The organism is Sodalis sp. CWE, assembly GCF_019646055.1.
Classification (GTDB): Bacteria; Pseudomonadota; Gammaproteobacteria; order Enterobacterales; family Enterobacteriaceae; genus CWE.
In genome coordinates, this window is sequence record NZ_JAESFE010000001.1 from 318,757 (window position 1) to 336,857 (window position 18,101).

At 31.8% G+C, this 18,101-nt stretch carries 12 protein-coding genes and 1 tRNA gene; 2 read left to right on the plus strand and 11 right to left on the minus strand.

Annotation, left to right across the window (positions count from 1 at the left end):
- Nucleotides 1-23: 23 nt before the first annotated feature.
- The gene (locus JK145_RS01260; protein WP_220665053.1) at nucleotides 24-743 is read right to left on the minus strand and encodes a UDP-2,3-diacylglucosamine diphosphatase; all 720 of its coding nucleotides are present in this window, start codon (nucleotides 741-743) and stop codon (nucleotides 24-26) included.
- A 469-nt stretch (nucleotides 744-1,212) separates the two neighbouring features.
- Between JK145_RS01260 and cysS the strand changes: the two genes are divergently transcribed.
- Entirely contained in the window at nucleotides 1,213-2,601 is a 1,389-nt protein-coding gene (gene cysS / locus JK145_RS01265; RefSeq protein WP_220665054.1) for a cysteine--tRNA ligase, read from the plus strand.
- Nucleotides 2,602-2,706: 105 nt separating this feature from the next.
- Here cysS and folD read toward each other — a convergent pair whose 3' ends face one another.
- Nucleotides 2,707-3,573: a bifunctional methylenetetrahydrofolate dehydrogenase/methenyltetrahydrofolate cyclohydrolase FolD gene (gene folD / locus JK145_RS01270; RefSeq protein WP_220665251.1), complete on the minus strand. Its 867-nt coding sequence runs from the start codon at nucleotides 3,571-3,573 to the stop codon at nucleotides 2,707-2,709.
- 220 nt (nucleotides 3,574-3,793) lie between these two features.
- On the opposite strand from folD, the gene JK145_RS01275 reads away from it, so the two are divergent.
- Nucleotides 3,794-3,867 (plus strand) — tRNA-Arg (locus tag JK145_RS01275).
- A gap of 520 nt (nucleotides 3,868-4,387) precedes the next feature.
- Here the strand turns inward: JK145_RS01275 and lipA are convergent.
- The 9 genes from lipA to lnt form a co-directional block, all read right to left on the minus strand.
- Nucleotides 4,388-5,338: a lipoyl synthase gene (gene lipA / locus JK145_RS01280; protein WP_220665055.1), complete on the minus strand. Its 951-nt coding sequence runs from the start codon at nucleotides 5,336-5,338 to the stop codon at nucleotides 4,388-4,390.
- A 232-nt stretch (nucleotides 5,339-5,570) separates the two neighbouring features.
- Nucleotides 5,571-6,203: a lipoyl(octanoyl) transferase LipB gene (gene lipB / locus JK145_RS01285; RefSeq protein WP_220665252.1), complete on the minus strand. Its 633-nt coding sequence runs from the start codon at nucleotides 6,201-6,203 to the stop codon at nucleotides 5,571-5,573.
- A 700-nt stretch (nucleotides 6,204-6,903) separates the two neighbouring features.
- Complete coding sequence (gene rodA, locus JK145_RS01290; protein ID WP_220665056.1) at nucleotides 6,904-8,019, minus strand: rod shape-determining protein RodA; 1,116 nt, start codon at nucleotides 8,017-8,019, stop codon at nucleotides 6,904-6,906.
- A 5-nt stretch (nucleotides 8,020-8,024) separates the two neighbouring features.
- Entirely contained in the window at nucleotides 8,025-9,926 is a 1,902-nt protein-coding gene (gene mrdA / locus JK145_RS01295) for a peptidoglycan DD-transpeptidase MrdA (protein WP_255555787.1), read from the minus strand.
- A 412-nt stretch (nucleotides 9,927-10,338) separates the two neighbouring features.
- Nucleotides 10,339-10,995 carry a nicotinate-nucleotide adenylyltransferase gene (gene nadD, locus JK145_RS01300; protein ID WP_220665057.1) on the minus strand — a complete coding sequence of 219 codons (657 nt, stop codon included), beginning with the start codon at nucleotides 10,993-10,995 and terminating at the stop codon, nucleotides 10,339-10,341.
- Nucleotides 10,996-12,033 (minus strand): DNA polymerase III subunit delta, encoded by a 1,038-nt coding sequence (gene holA / locus JK145_RS01305; protein WP_220665058.1) that lies wholly within the window; start codon nucleotides 12,031-12,033, stop codon nucleotides 10,996-10,998.
- 84 nt (nucleotides 12,034-12,117) lie between these two features.
- Entirely contained in the window at nucleotides 12,118-12,681 is a 564-nt protein-coding gene (lptE, locus tag JK145_RS01310; protein ID WP_220665059.1) for an LPS assembly lipoprotein LptE, read from the minus strand.
- A 6-nt stretch (nucleotides 12,682-12,687) separates the two neighbouring features.
- Nucleotides 12,688-15,279, minus strand: a complete 2,592-nt coding sequence (leuS, locus tag JK145_RS01315; RefSeq protein ID WP_220665060.1) for a leucine--tRNA ligase — start codon at nucleotides 15,277-15,279, stop codon at nucleotides 12,688-12,690.
- A gap of 670 nt (nucleotides 15,280-15,949) precedes the next feature.
- Nucleotides 15,950-17,482 (minus strand): apolipoprotein N-acyltransferase, encoded by a 1,533-nt coding sequence (gene lnt / locus JK145_RS01320; protein WP_220665061.1) that lies wholly within the window; start codon nucleotides 17,480-17,482, stop codon nucleotides 15,950-15,952.
- Nucleotides 17,483-18,101 lie beyond the last annotated feature (619 nt).

Genomic DNA, 18,101 nt, shown 5'->3' on the forward strand with positions numbered 1-18,101 from the left:
AATATTGTTAATTAATAATTTAATTACTTAAATGAAAGTATATGAAATTTGATTTTTCTAGAAGAAATCTCAATGGCTGATCCTAGGCTACTCCATGCACCCAAGACGATCCGACAGCGTTTTTTGGACAAAAAATGTACACCAGGACTATGAGTATGACCATGAATCATTATTTTTGCATTTGTTTTATTCATTATAGTCATAATTTCTTGAATGTTAACATTCAAGGTTTGATTAGTTTTATTAATTTTTTTACGCGAACTATGCGTACACACTTTATTAACGATGTATAGACGTATCTTTTTTGGCAAAAACAAGAAAAGTCGTTGCAAAAAAAGGCAACGCGCTAAATGACGAAAATATTGATAAATTTTATCATTAGTACATAATGTATCCCCATGCAGTATTACAATTTTAGTTTTATCTAGTTGAATTATCTGTTGTTCAGATGGTAACAATTCCATGCCACAAATGGCAGCGTAGCGTTTACCGAGCAAGAAATCACGATTACCATGAAGAAAATAGCAATGAGTGCCTTGCTGGGTTAACGTTTTTAATGCAATAGCAATTTTATAATGCAATGAATTTAGATCATCATCTCCTGTCCAAATTTCAAATAAATCTCCTAGAATATAAAGTGCTTCCGCATTGGTTACGCGTGTTTTTAAAAAACTTAGAAAATTCGCAGTAACAATTGATTCCCTCACTAAAAGATGTACGTCAGCAACGAAAAAAATTGACATAAGGATTCACCTTCTAATGCCATCAGAAGAATGGTTTTTCTCCCTTTGTAAGAAATTTTATTGTGTTTTGGTGAAATTATTTGCGATACTGCTTATGTTTTTGACAATGTAGTCAAGCTTTGAATTTTTGCTTTTATATTGTTTATTGATTAATAATTATAGTGTATATGACAAAAGTAATTTTCTTGAACGATTTAACACAAATCGATACAACAGTAAATAGAAATATATTTATTGATTCAATATTTTCGCGAAAATTAATTTAGAAATAAAAATTATTCTTATTGAGATGGCACCATTCTTTTAGAATTTACTTAGCTTGCTAGTAATTCTTTAAAAGTGTTATTCTCTGACTCAATTTAGATTGAAAATCAGGTAATTTTATACTAGATAAGGTATAAAATCAATGACCATCAATCTTAACTAATTCATTGAAAAGATACATAGATTTTATATAGCTCAACTATTTATGTTAAAAATTTTTAACACTTTAACTCGAAAGAAAGAGGAGTTTAAACCTATTCATGTCGGTAAAGTTGGCATTTATGTATGTGGAATCACTGTATATGATTTCTGCCATATTGGTCATGGACGTACTTTTGTTGTATTTGATGTTGTTACTCGTTATTTGCGTTATCTTGGTTATGAAGTGAAATATGTTCGCAACATTACTGATATTGATGACAAAATTATACAACGTGCAGCCGATAATGGAGAAACTTTTCAGAAACTTGTCCAACGTATGATTAAAGAAATGTATAGGGATTTTGATCAACTGGATATTCTTCATCCTGATCAAGAACCTCGTGTTACAGATTATATCAATGATATTATTGAACAGATTGATCGTCTTATTAAAAATAATCATGCCTATATAGCAATTAATGGCGATGTTATATTTTCTGTAGAAACTAGTAATAATTATGGATTACTATCCAACCGGAATTTGAAGCACCTTCAAATTAGCAATCACACTGAAACAATTGAAAAAAGAAATCCAATGGATTTTGTTTTATGGAAAATGTCAAAATTTGACGAACCAAGCTGGCCATCTCCATGGGGTTATGGGCGTCCTGGTTGGCATATTGAATGTTCTGCTATAAATAATCGACAGCTTGGTCATCATTTTGATATTCATGGTGGTGGTTCAGATCTTATTTTCCCTCATCATGAAAATGAAATCGCACAATCTACTTGTTCCTATGGAGGTCCATATGTAAACGTATGGATGCATACTGGCATGGTAATAGTAAATCAAGAGAAAATGTCTAAGTCGTTGGACAATTTTTTTACCATACGTAACGTTTGTCAACATTACGATGCTGAAATAGTACGCTATTTTCTAATGGCTAGTCATTATCGTAAACAATTAAATTATAGTGAAGATAATCTTAAACAAGCTAAAGCATCTTTAAAACGACTTTATATTTCCTTGCATGAAACTGATCCAAAAGCTGTTCCGTCTAATGGTAAATATTTTGCAATACAATTTTTTTCTGCAATGGATGACGATTTCAATACACCAAAAGCTTGCTCTGTTTTATTTGAAATTGCTCGTGAGATTAATCGATTAAAAAATAAACAAATGAAAATAGTGCAAGGATTAGCATCAACATTACGCTCTTTAGGTGGAATCCTGGGAATTCTTCAACAAAATCCTATTACGTTTCTTCAACAGTGCCGTGTTTCAAGATTTGAAAAAATTGGTAACGAAAAAATAGAAGCACTAAATCAAAAACGCAATGATGCTCGTAAAGCAGGTCAGTGGGAATTAGCAGATGCGCTTCGAAATGAATTAATTAATCTTGGCGTTGTTTTAGAAGATGGTCCTCATGGAACGACGTGGTATCGTAATTAGAAAAACCTGATTATTTTAAATATATACCTCTACTTTAGATTCTCATCGTAAGAGTTTCCTATTTAAGTTAACAGTACATCTTAACTCGTACTGATCGGAGTATAGTTAATTAGCAGAGTTATGGAAGCTCTTTTCATAAGATTGCATAGTATTCTGAATAAGCATAGCAATTGTCATTGGTCCCACACCTCCTGGAACTGGAGTAATATAGCCAGCGCGTTCAGAAGCACTAATATAATCAATATCGCCTACTACTTTACCGTTTTCAAGATAATTTATTCCTACATCAATTACTATAGATCCTGGTCTAATCCATTTACTAGAAATAAAACCTATCTTTCCTATAGCTACAACTAATAAATCAGCATTTTTAATATGTTGACGTAAATTGCGTGTTAAGCTGTGAGTAATAGTTACTGTACAACCTGCTAGCAATAATTCTAACCCCATAGGTCGTCCAACAACGTTAGAGGCGCCAACCACAACAGCATTAAGTCCAGGGGTATTAATATGATAGTATTCAAGCAGTTTCATTATACCTTGCGAAGTACAAGGGCGTAAAATAGGTTCACGTTGGCATAATCGTCCTATATTATAAGGATGAAAGCCATCTACATCTTTATTTAAGGCAATACGTTCTAATATATTGATAACTTTAATTTTTTTTGGAAGAGGTAACTGTACTAAAATGCCATCAACTGAAAAATCATTATTCAGTTCATCAATCAAAGTCAATAAATCTTTTTCTGTAATTGTGTCGGATAAATTATAAAGAAACAAAGAAAAACCGATGTCTTTGCAAATTTGTTGTTTTCTATTTACATATATTTTAGAAGCTGGGTTATTACCAGCAAGCACAACGGCCAGACCTGGAGGACGTTTTCCAGATTTTAGATACTTTTTTACTTTTAAAGTCATTTCATTTTTGATTTGTGAAGCAACAGCTATACCATCAATTATTTTTGCCATTATTACACTAAATAAATTCGTGATTTTTAATAAACTTACATGATTAAGATTTATATTCTGATATGATCTGAGAATATTATTTATTAACCATCAGAAGTGTTGCCATATAAAATATTTTCGAATATTAAAATTCTATTGAATAGAATTCAAAATCTATTTGACCTAATATCTCTTTATGGGATAGCATTTCCTCCTATCTAAAAGTGAAATAGTATATTATATTGCGTCCTTAGCTCAGATGGATAGAGCAACGGCCTTCTAAGCCGTAGGTCACAGGTTCGAATCCTGTAGGACGTACCTATTATATAAATGTAGCTGATAAATTCTTTTAATCTAACTTCTCTACTGTTTGATTTAATCTTTTGCATGAATAAAAGTTTTATATCGAATTTTTTACCTCTTATTTCATGTTTTCCACATGAGACTTATTTCGATGATAAATCTGTCGGAATCATCGGTTTTAACTTTTTAAAGATTTATTCTAGAATAATAGTATACTAATGTTGTGATATTTTAATCGTATTCGCAAAAATCGTTGATTTAGCTTGTTTCAGGTTAGATTAATCTTTTTTTAAAGAAAAATTTTCTTTAAGCAACATTTGCACCATCCAAATAATAAAATCAATTAAAATTTCAATATGCACTTTTTACTGGATCAAATCTTAAAAGTTGCTGTAAAATTTACAAGTTTAATTCTAATATAACTATTAGCATCTAAATTTAGATTTTTTGGATCTAAGTGTTAGAAAAAACAATTATCTTGTTGCTTTTTGAAAAAAAGTATCCTAAATCAAATTGAACTTTTTTCAGATAAAAACTATCCAACTTCTATCCCTTTAATTTGCAGGTCTGCATGATAAGATGAACGAACAAATGGACCACAGGAAGCCCGGAGAAACCCCATGCTTAAAGCTTCTTGTTTCATTTCCTTAAATTCGCTTAAGCTAACATATCGCTTAACCGGAAGATGTTGAGAACTAGGCTGCAAATATTGACCTAAAGTTAGCAACGTCACGCCATGACGACGTAAATCGCGCATAACATTAATTATCTCTTCATTCGTTTCTCCCAGTCCTACCATTAAACCTGATTTAGTTGGTATCTTAGGATGAAAAACTTTAAAAGTTTCTAAAAGTTTAAGGGAACAGTAATAGTTAGCTCCAGCACGTACTGTACGATACAAACGTGGCACACTTTCTAAATTATGGTTAAAAATATCAGGAGGTGTGGCGTTTAACATTTCTAATGCACGATTCATACATTTTCGAAAATCAGGTACTAATATCTCAATAAGAATATTAGGATTTTTAGAACGAATTGCGGTAATACATTTTGAAAAATGTTGAGCTCCTCCATCATGTAAGTCATCCCGATTAACAGATGTAATTACAACGTATTTTAATTTCATATCAGCAATTGTTTGTGCTAATTTTTCTGGTTCACTTAAATTTGGAGCAGTTGGACGGCCATGAGCAACCTTACAGAAGGAACAGTGTCTTGTACAAATAGCACCAAGAATCATAAAAGTTGCCGTGCCTCGATGAAAGCATTTTGGTAAATTAGGACAAGAAGCTTCTTCACAAACTGTGTGTAAGTTATTTTTATGAATTACTGATTTAACATCTTGCATTATCGCAGAATCAACAGGTAATTTAATTTTCATCCATAAAGGCTTACGAAGAATCTCTTTACGTTTTACCTTAATATTTTTAATTGGAATTAATGCAATTTCATTAGTATAGGAGTTAAATTGAAATGATTTTTTCATTAGCGCAACTATAACAACAAAAAGTTTGACTCTAAATCTTAATAAATGAAAGAATTCTTCTTCTGTCTTGCAGAAGAAGTTCAAATCGACATCATCACAAAATGATAACTTAAATATCTAATTTAGGTAGATAAATATTATCATATTTAGCTTATTAATCTTTTTTTTTGCATTACTTTATATTAAAAATACAAATCCTATTAAAAGTTTTTAGGAATCTTTTTCTCAAAATTTAAGCCAAAGAAGCATCTAATCGACGTAAACATTCCTTCAATAGGATTGGAGCAACATCGTCGATTTCAATATTAGGAATTAATTCCTTCATTTGTGTCATCCGTATATTTGCGTCACCGCAAGGATTAATGAGCAAAAAAGGAGATAAATCCATTGCTATATTTAATGCTAATCCATGAAATGAACAACCTCTATAAATACTCAATCCAAGCGAGCAAATCTTGTCTGTCCCAACATAAACCCCTGGCTTTTCTATATAAGACACACTTTCAATTGAAAAACGACTTAATGTAGAAATAACAGTTTCTTCTAGCAAAGAAACTAAACTTCTTATATTTAATTTGTATCGATCTAGGTTTAGAAGGGTATACATTACTTGTTGACCTGGTCCATGAAAAGTGATTTGACCTCCACGATCACTTTGCACTACCGGAATAGAACCGATATTTAATAAATGTTCCGTTCTTCCAGAACGACCTTGAGTAAAAACTTGAGGGTGTTGTACTAACCAAATTTCATCATAGCTATCTTTATTTCGTGTTTTAGTAAAGCAACGCATCATCGATAGGACTTCTGCATAAGGACGAAGTCCAAGTTGCCGTATAATTACTTTTTTAGTTTCACTTTTTATTTTCTTAATTTGTATCGATTAGTGTTTAGAATAATTCTATCATAGTTAGATTTTAACATTAAAAGATCTGAATGAAAGGATAGAAAATTAATCAAAAAAAACAACCTGGATTTTTTAAATTTGGAAAAAAAACAGTTATCAACTGAACGTAATTTAATAATCAGGTAAATCTAAACAGATTACATAATTTTCTATCTACGAATTTTCTAAAAAGAAAAAATCTAATCCTATTAAGTATGGGTTAACTTTTGTTAGTAAATTACTCGTAGTGATTTTTTTTTCAAAAAAATAGTCTTATCTAAATTAAAATCATAATATTTCCAATTGCGACAAAAAAACGGAAAAAATTAAACATTCCACGTCTGTTTATTCAGGATTAATTTAAAAAGTATTCATTAATCAATAGAAGCGTAAAAATAAAGTCAATTTTTTTGATGCATTATTCGTTAAAAATTAGTTTTTAAATTAAAATTATTAAAAAGTTTATAAAAAATAGCTCAATCATCTTTAATAAATTAATTGATAACCAGATTTTTTGAAGAAAAAAATTGATATAGGTGCTTTATTTATAAAATAACTCCGCATGGTACATTGTTATGTTCTCACTGGTAAATATTTTAATGTAATAAATAAATGTATGGTATTTATAAAAGGATTAATCAACAATGCATTGAGATTCTTTTATCGTTTTAACTCAAAATTATATTGCCTTAGATAATATTTTTTGATGAGTGCTTATTGACATAATAATACCAAACTCTGTCATTAGTACAATGAGTGATGAACCTCCATAACTTATCAAAGGTAACGGAACACCTACTACAGGTAACAATCCACTGACCATACCGATATTTATGAATACATAAGTAAAAAAAACCAACATCCAACTGCTAACTATTATTCGACTAAATGCATTTTTTGCTTGTATCGCAATTGTTAAACCGCGTATGATAATACCAAAATAAAGACTAAGGAGCACTAGGCCTCCGACAAGCCCCATTTCCTCCCCCAATACAGAAAAAACAAAATCTGTATGTCTTTCTGGTAAAAATTCAAGTTGAGACTGGCTTCCGCATAACCATCCTTTGCCAAACAATCCACCGGAACCTATAGCTATTTTTGATTGAATAATATGATATCCGGCACCAAGAGGGTCAATTTCAGGATCAAGCATAACTGCAACTCGATCTCGCTGATAATCGTGCATTAAAAAGAACCATAGTAAAAGAATAAGTATTGATACTAGTAATATAGTAATACCTATTGTTATCCAGCTCAACCCAGATAAGAATAAAACAAATAGTCCAGAAACTATAATAAGAGCAGCTGTTCCAAGATCTGGCTGTATAGAAACCAATAAAGAAGGGATCAAAATTAAAAAAAGTACAATTATAGTATCGGATAATGATGGTGGGTAGATATTTCGACGATAAATAAATCGTCCAATCATGAGCGGAACTGCAATTTTAGCGATTTCTGATGGTTGGAATCGAATAATACCTATATTTAACCAGCGTTGTGCACCTTTACTGATTTCTCCAAAAAACTCTACTAAAGCTAACAAAAGAATACAAAGAAAATACAAGTATGGCGCACTTATCTCGTAAGAACGAGGTGTGATCTGTGCTGTGATAACCATCACTATAAGACCTATTATTATTTGAATAATTTTATTTTCTATTATTTTGATATTTTGTCCGCTAGCGCTCCATCCTATCAGGATACTATATGTCAATAGTAGTAGAATAAAAAACAATAAAATTACATCAATATGTAATTTATTCCATATAGAAATTCTTTTTAGACGATAAATCATAATAATTAATTGTTATTTTTGAACAGAGTTATCGGAGAATTAGATATGTTTCTTGTATTCTCTGCAAGAAGAAGATAATCCAATATCAGACGGGTAATTTCTCCTACTGTTAGTCGCCCGATACCACCATTTTCTAAAATGGCTACTACGCAGACTGTTGGATTATTATAAGGAGCAAACGCAGTCATTAACTTATGATCACGTAATCGTTCATCGACTGTATATGCTTTGTAAGTTTCATTAATTTTCAAACTATATACTTGAGCAGTACCGGATTTGACTGCCGCTTTATATGGTGCGCTAAAGAAATTTTTCCATGCTGTGCCATTTTCTCGATTAGCAACCCCATACATACCATCTTTAGCTATTTTCCAAAAATCAGGATGAGAATTATCAATTTTTTTATTTTGCAATTGACTCAGTAAAGGAGCTTGATAATTATCGTTTCGTAATAGATGCGGCGTAAGCACTGTACCATTGTTAATTAATGTCATTAATGCCTTAGACATTTGTATTGGTGTAGCAGTCCAATAGCCTTGTCCAATCCCAATTGGGATTGTATCTCCTTGATACCAAGGTTTTTTAAAATGTGCAATTTTCCATTGTCTGTTTGGCATAACACCAGGATGTTCTTCTGATAGATCAATGCCAGTATATTTACCATATCCAAATTTAGTCATCCACTCAAAAAGTCGATCAATACCCATATCATAAGCTACTTGATAGAAAAAAGTATCTGCTGACTCCTCCAATGCTTGTACAACATTTAATTGACCATGGCCACAACGTTTCCAATCACGATACCGTTTATCTGATCCCGGTAATTGCCACCAACCCGGATCATATAAAGAATAGTTTTTATTAATAACCCCGAGAGAAAGTGCCGATACAGAAATATAAGGTTTAACGGTAGAAGCGGGTGGATAGGTTCCTTGAGTAGCACGATTAATAAGCGGACGATTTTTATCACTTAACAGATTTTGAAATTTTTTTTTAGAAATACCGTTAACAAATAAGTTAGGATCATAACTTGGGCTAGATATCATAGCTTGAACACTTCCATCTCTAGGGTCCAATACAACTACTGCAGAACGACTTCCTATAAGCAATTTTTCAATGTACTGCTGTAAACCTAGATCTAATGTCAAGGTAATGCTTTTTCCTGCTTGAGGTAATTTTTTACATAACTGACGAACTAGTCGACCACGATTATTGACTTCTACTTCTTCATATCCAGTTTTACCATGTAATATGTTTTCATAGTAACGTTCTATACCTAACTTACCGATATTGTGCGTTGAAACGTAATTAGATAAAATTCCATTTTTATTAAGGCGTTTTATATCTTGATTATCTATTTTTGATACATAACCGATAACGTGTGTAAAAGTCGAACCATATGGATAATAACGTTGCGAATAACCTTTTATTTCAATATGAGGAAAGCGATACTGATTAACTGCAAAACGAGCCTGTTGCGCCTCAGTTAAACCAGTTTTAAGTGGTAGCGAAGTAAAACGAGGAGCACGTTTTCGTGCTTTCTCAAAATTTGAGATATCTTCGTCAGATAAATCAACAATATGACGTAAATCAGAAATAATTTGAATTAGATCGTCAACTTTATCTGGAATGAGTTCTAACTGATAACTAATACGGTTTAGTGCCAAAGGAATGCCGTTGCGATCATAAATTAATCCTCGATTTGGTTCGATTGGAATTATCCTAATTCGATTTTCATCTGATCTAACTTGATAAGATTTGAAACAAGTAACTTGTAAATGGTACAAGTTGATAACGAGAACTACGCTTAGCAATAAAATGCCAAAAATTGCTACCAAAACGCGTTGCATAAATAATGCTGACTCAGCTGAATAATAATTCAGAAAGGAGATATACTTTTTTTTCATTTAGTAAACAAGCATTAATCCTTTTACCATACTTGCTTGGCTATGCGCTATTTTTTACTAAAAAGTAAGTGTCGCAACAGCATATCTATATAATTTAATCTCTTCAAGTTTTTATATTCATTAAAGTAAATGAAATTAAACCACTAATTAATTTGTTTAAGATTAGATAAGAAATAAAATTAAATTGGTTCTTTAAAAGAAAATATGATTATTATTATCCTTTCATTTTTAAAAAGCTATAAGCAATAAACTAATTTCTTGAGAGGTTCCATACAAGACCATTAATAAATAAATTTTCAAGAAAATAATAGTACTTCTCTCTTAGAGAGATACTATTTATTCCTTCTTTAAAAGAATTTTTCGTTTAGAATAAATAGTTTCGTTTATTAAAATAGTTTATCCAGATAACATCCTATCGATATAAGCCTTGTTGATCAATGTATCCCTGTACTGAAGAAGGGAGTAGCCCATCGCAAGCAAGACCATTCCTGTAGCGAGAGCGGATATTACTGGCAGAAATTGCTAATTGCATTGTAGTTGCACAATAAACGAGTCCTGCTGGTTTTTTATAAAGCGCCTGAGGATCATGAGTTAGTCTGTTAGCAAACCAAAAACTGTAGCGTCTAATGTCTGACCAATTGCTATAGCCAGGTCTAGCGCACATTAAGAGATGACAGAATATCGGCAATTCTAGGCCGCGATACCATCGCGGTAATGTTAATAAAGAATCCTGACCAATAATAAAAGCTAGTGGCGCACTTGGACCATACTCTTTTCTTATTGCTTCAAATGTATTTATTGTATAAGAAGGCGTTGAATATCTTAATTCCCGTGCATCAACGTCAAATGAACGGTTAGATAATTCAGAAATTGCCAAACGTGCCATTGCGAGTCGTTGCTGTGCTGATGCTACTGGAATTGGTCGATGAGTTGGAATGTTGTTTGGTAGAAAAACTACTCGTTGGAAATGGATAAACTTTGCTAGCGAAATAACCAGTCGTAAATGACCATAATGAATAGGATCGAACGTGCCTCCGTAAAAAGCGATAAGTCCGTGTTTTTCAGACATTCAATGTTGCCATTTTTGGTAATAGTATGATGATTTCTCGCATAGTAATAATATCAAGATATTTAGATCATTCCATATAGGATAATTATAATCTTGTTTAAGCATAATCTCCATCTCTGTTATTAACATTATCGCATTGTACAATTGCTCTGTAGAAAGTCGTTCCAAAGCCTTTGTTAAAAACAATCTACGTCTGCTCCAAACTCTATAATGGTTATATAACAAAGACAAAGGTTCAGTATTTTTTTTTCGACTGATTTTAAATAATAGCAAAATTTCTCTCTGTATACTGTGTAATAAAATAACTGGATCTATAACTTCCAATTTTAACTGATATAAGATGCGCATGGCACGTTGTCTATTACCTATTAGTATGGTTTCAATCCAAAGAAGTAAAGTAAAGCGCACATCGTTATTTATTGATTTTTGAACTTGAAAAAAAGTTATATCCTTTTTAGGATATAGTATAGCTAATTGATTTAAAGCTTGATTTAATCCTAGCAAATTGCCTTCATAGGAATCAGATAGCAATTGAAAAGAGGCATCGTCCAATATTAAACCCATACTTCTAGCGCGCTTCTCTATCCACTGTAGCAAACAAATTTGTTCTGGTGTATTACAATCTACTAATAATGCACTTTTTTTGATTGTTCTAAACCAGGCGCTTCCCTTTAAGGATTGATTAAGTTTATTTCCAGAAATAATTAAAATTATGTCCTTGTGTAGCATCGAAACCAAATTGAAAAGTTCTCTGTTAATGCAGGAATTAATACTTACTTCCGGCAAAGCAAGCAGAACTGTTCTTCGATCAGAAAATAAGCTCCTTATTTGAAACAAATTAAAAATTTTAATCCAATCAGTATTAGTTTCTATTGAAAAGTTGAAGTGTTCTTTAAATTGTTGCAGTCGTGCTAGTTTTTGGATATAAAGTTGGCTTTCTTGAATTAAGAATAAATCGTTTCCAAATAGTAGAAAACAAGATATACCTGATACATCATGTAATTGTATGTCCAGTTGTTCAGCATTTAGTTGAATCATAACATTTTGCTGTTTTTTGAGTTCATAAATCATTAAAAATTTAGACTACGTTTCTATAGAAACGTTATCTATTTTAATTTTTATTTACGAGTTTTTACTTCTTTTAAAAGAATTTTCAATAAAATTGTTAGCTATTATCAAGAATTGATGAACCATCTGATGTGCGGCTTCTTCTTGCATTTCTTGTCGAATGATTGATTCTTCAACGTTATTTGCTAATGCTGTGACTGGATTATTAAAGAACGAACGATATATTTTTATGTTAATAGGATAAGTATCCTTTCCTATAATTACCACTTGTGCATTTACGTTAAGTGTTATTTGACACTCAACAATTTTTTCGCTTTGAAATACTGAGGAAAAAATTTGATTTTCTGATGCATCAATAATATGTAATAGTGGTGAAGAGTTATTTTTATTATGAGCGCTATCATTGTTAACTAACTTTATATTATTCAGGCGAAGCTCCTGTCTTACTGCGTAAGTTAACGGTCCATAAGGATCATAGCTACTTAAAGTTACAATTTTTATTTTTTCTAATCGAGTCTCTGGTTTAACATCGCGCAAGTGGTAACCACATCCTGTAATGATCATTGTTGCTAGCCATATTACTAATGTCCAGCATCGGATCATACTTCTTATTTCCATTTTAAGTTAATTTACAACTAAATTAAAAAGTTTATTAGGAATGTAGATCACTTTATGTATCTTGGATTTCTTAATAAACTTTGCAACTATAGGTTCTTGAATAGCACGATTGTATACTAAAGTTTCGTCAGCATTGATGGGTACAGTCACTTTTCCTCGAAATTTACCATTAATCTGAATAATTATTACTTTATTGCTATCCTTTATAGCAGACTTATCCACAGTTGGCCATGCTGCTTTATCAATTTCTTCTTTTTTACCGAGCGCCTTCCAAAGAAAAAAGCAGATATGCGGAGTAAATGGATAGAGCATTAATACAATTGCCGTTAATGCTTCATGCAACAACGCACGGTCCTGCATAGTTGTCTGTGGTGCATTAATTAATTTATTTGTTAGCTCCATTATAGCTGCGATAGCAGTATTAAATTTCTTTAGACAGTCAATATCTTTGGTAACTTTTGCGATAGTTTTATGTATTTCTCGTCGCAATATTTTTTGTTCATCTTTTAATAAATCAGGATTTAATACACCTCCCAGACCGTTTATAGTATGTTTGTAGACTAACTTCCAAATACGATTTAGAAAACGGCTACCACCTTCAACTCCAGATTCCTTCCATTCAAGAGCCATTTCTACTGGTGCTGCAAACATTACAAAAAGACGGACAGTGTCAGCACCGTATTTCTTTACCATTTGTTCTGGATCGATACCATTATTTTTAGATTTTGACATTTTGATCATGCCAGCATATATCAATTTATGCCCATTAACATCAATAGCACTTATAATTCGTCCTTTTCCATCGCGTTTTATACTAACAACGTTCATTGGTGAGATCCAAACTGGATTTCCTTTTTTTTCAAAATAATAGAAAGCATCAGAAAGCACCATACCCTGGCATAACAAACGTTTGACCGGTTCATCATTTGAGACTAGCCCTGCATCACGTAATAATTTGTGATAAAATCGAAAATATATAAGGTGCATGGTTGCATGTTCGATGCCGCCAACATATAAATCTACGGGTAACCAATAATTAGTAGCAATTGGATCTAGCATGCCGTAGTCATAGTTTGGACACGTATAACGTGCATAATACCAAGAAGACTCCATAAATGTATCAAATGTATCCGTTTCTCGTAATGCTGGACGATTATTATAGATAGTCTTTATCCAATTTGGATTGGATTTCAATGGATTAGATATTCCGTTTACTAAAACGTTTTCTGGAAGAAGAACTGGTAACTGTTTTTCAGGTACTGGTACGATAGACCCATTTTCAAGAGTTATCATTGGAATCGGAGCTCCCCAGTAACGTTGCCGAGAAACTCCCCAATCGCGCAAGCGATAGCTTACCTTACGTTTCCCACTGCCTTTGGCAATCAAGGTATCAATAATAGTATTGATCGTTTTTCGCACTTTAAGGTTATCTTTAAGTTTATTAATTTGAAATACAGTATTATGTTTTTTTAACAAATTAAAAGAAAGGTTTAGCTCACTGTCATACAAATCATGGTTAATTACTTTTATTGGTAAACCATATTTACGGGCAAATTTAAAATCAATTTTATTGAATCCAGGAATTGCCATAATTGCATTTTTACAATAATTCGCTAATCTAAAGCTAGTAATCCAAATTGGCAACATCTCATTAGTTATTGGATGTACCGCATATAGACCAGTAGCTATTCCTTTCTGTTCTATTAGAGTTGTTTTTGATTCTGATAATTTCTTGGTCAGTTGACATTTTTGAATAAAGTCAGCGATTTTTTGATCGGACTTTGCAACTTTTAGAGAAAGAGGATGATCTATTGCTAGAATAATATAAGTTGCACTTATAATTGCATCTGGACGTGCAGTATAAGCTGTAATAACCTCCTTGCTGTTTGATATTTTTAATATGATTTCTACTCCATCTGAACGGCCAATCCAATTTCTTTGCATAGTTTTTACCTTTTCTGGCCAAAAATCTAGTTTCTCTAAACTATCCAAAAGTTGATCAGCATAAGAAGTAATTTTTATAAACCATTGTGGTATTGCTTTATATTTAACCTGTGTATTGCAACGCCAGCAATAACCATCGATAACTTGTTCATTGGCCAATACAGTTTGATCTTGCGGACACCAATTAACTACGGATTTTTTTTTATATGCTAATCCTTTCTTATATAAGAGAATAAAGAACCACTGTTCCCAACGATAGTAATTTGGACTGCAAGTGGTAATCTCACGACTCCAATCGTAACTAAAACCTAATAGTTTTAACTGTTTCTTCATATAATCGATGTTAGCATAAGTCCATTTTGCTGGAGCAACGTTATTTTTAATTGCTGCCCTTTCAGCTGGTAAGCCGAAAGCATCCCAACCAATAGGATGTAAAACATTTTTTCCTAACATACGTTGGTAACGAGCAATTACATCACTAATAGTGTAGTTACGCACATGTCCTATATGTAAACGGCCAGAAGGATAGGGAAGCATGGAGAGACAGTAATATTTTTCTTTGCTAGGATCTTCAGTAACCTTAAATGTATTATTTTCCTTCCAATATAATTGGACCATAGGTTCTATTTTTTCTGGACAATAAAATTCTTGCATAATAAAAAAAGTGTTCCTTATATTAAAAATAAAGATCAATGATCTCTTTAAATAAAGAGATAAAATCGCAATAGTTACGACAACTCGATAAAAGTCTTTTTTTAAATCATCAATCTAAGATTGATTGTATATCTAAAATAGATTTTTTATTTTTTCAACCGTAATAAACACATAGGCTATTATAAATAGTGATTGTATTTCAAACGAATCATAGATTAATTAATAACTACCTCGTAGTATGACTGAAAACCACTAACAATTAATTATTATAAATCTTTTCCTTATTTGCGTTGGTTATGAAAATCATAAAGATCCTCTTATTGAGGAAGAATAGTTGATAAGTATTGATAATATTTATTTTTCTTCTTTAAAAGAAAGCTATGCGATTGCTATTTAAAAAAAACAGTCTGTATTGTATTTTTTAGCTGTATATTTTATTTCATCAACTTATATTTCATTTTTTTAATTCAAATTTAAATATTCTATCTTAACTTCTATAATTTTTCTTGCCTATGTTATGAACTTTATTTTTCTACTTTTGATAAATTCCGACTGCATGAAATTGATGTTAGTTTTTTTAAAACGTAAATACATCATATAAAAAAATAAATGTTATTTAGTTGTTTTGATGGGGAATCATATTTTTTCTTTTGAAAAGTAAATTTAATGCTTAATTAAAATTTCTATAACGATCAAGAACAAATGCAACGAGACCTGTCAAGATTATAATAATCCATATTGGCCAGGAGCCAAGTTGAGCGTATAAGGTCATTCCTGTTGTTGGGGTTACGCACACGTTAAGGATCCCTCGAGTAAATTGTGGTAGTTGTGCTTGCACAGTCCCACTTGCACTAATAACGGCAGTGATGCCGTTATTAGTGCTTCGCAATAAAGGTCTTCCTAGCTCTAGTGAACGCATACGAGCCATTTGAAGATGTTGCCACGGTCCAATAGAGTTTCCAAACCAAGCATCGTTGGATACAGTCAGTAAAAAATCAGTGTCTGGACGAAAATTATCTCGTACTTGATTTCCGAAAATAATTTCATAGCAAATAACAGCTGTCAATTTTATTCCAGCTGCTTGTAGTTGGGGTTGCTGATAAGGACCTTGAGTTAGTGATGACATCGGTAGATTAAACATTGGAGCCAATGGTCGCAATAAATTTGCAAACGGTACAATCTCTCCAAATGGAACTAAATGGTGTTTATCATACCGTTCTTTAGAGGGATATTGGTACGGTACAGGTCCACCAAGTAAAATAATACTGTTAAAGTAATTTTTTCCATATGAGGAAGATCTTGCATCAATAATGCCGGTAATTAAATTAGTATTATTTTTTCGCAATTGTTTATCCAGCTGAGTTAAAAAATCACTTTGAGTAATTTCACTATCTGGTATAGCTGATTCTGGCCAAATAACTATTTTTGATTTACCAAGAACAGATAAGGTTTTTTGCAGATAAACTTCTAACGTTGATGCTATTTGATTTCGTTCCCATTTGATTGACTGTGGAATATTTCCTTGTACCAAAGATATGGAAACAGTACGCCAAGATTGAGATTGATACCAACGTAATGAACATAAAGGATAAAAAAGTATCGGTATAATTAAACCGGACATTAGTGCTAATTTTTGCCGCTGCAACAGAGCAAAAATGATCAGTCCACTGATCATTACTAGTAAGAAAGTAATTGTTTGTACGCCAAATAAAGGTGCAACACCTTTTAATGGACCATCTATCTGACTGTAACCAAATTCCAACCAAGGAAAACCGGTTAATATTCTAGCTCGTAAAAATTCAGTAACAGACCATAAAGTTGGTGCACCAAGGGCTAATCTAAAGCAGTTAAAGTAAGGCCATAATCTAACAAGTAAGATAGTAAAAAACATTGGATAAAGAGCCATATAATTCGTAAGAATTACTATTAATAGTATATTAACTAACTTTGGCAAACCGCTGTATTGTGCAATGCACACGTATATCCAATTAATTCCAACACCGAAAAATCCAAGGCCCCAAATAAAACCTAACCAGCTAGCTTGTCGAACAGATAGATTTAGTGTAATACCTAATAGTCCGCTTAGCGAAAAAATAGCTGCCGGCCAAAAACCATAAGGAGAAAATGCTAGAGTGCCAGAAGCGCCAGTAATAAAAGCAAAAGGTACACAAAATCTTTTTCGGTGTTTGAAAAATAATGACACAGCTTTTCTATTAGAAATAGGTTCTCTATGGTCGATTTTTTTGATTCTAAATTATTTAGAGTGATATTACTGAATAATAATATAGTTCTTATTGTGTTACATGATTATTGAGAAATAGAGCACACTTCTGGATCTTTTGTTTTGTCAGAAAAATATCGGTTCTTTTAAAGAAGAATCGAATTGAAAAAGTCACGGAAATTGTTTTTTAATAACAAAGAAAATAAAATCCTGTTGGAATAGAACATTAATAGTAGACGCACTCTTTTAATTTAAAAATATCTTTATAAGGATAAACTATTTTATAGTGAATTAAATATTTCTCATCTTAAATTTATTTTTTTATTGATAAATAGCATATAAGCAGTTCAACTAAAATTGGTACAAACTTCTTCTTTCTATATTATAGAAAGAAAATTAAAAGACATTTCTTTCCAACGAAAGAACTGATTAGTTTTTTTTATAGAAAAACTAAAAAAGAAAATTTTATTTAAATAAACTTAAATAGTTATAAAATAATTGACTTATCTTTTAACTTATTATTCTCCTCTTCAAGACATTTAAAAAATCTTTGCATAGGAACTCGTCGTTTGCTTGTTAAACAGTATGCAATTATTTTACA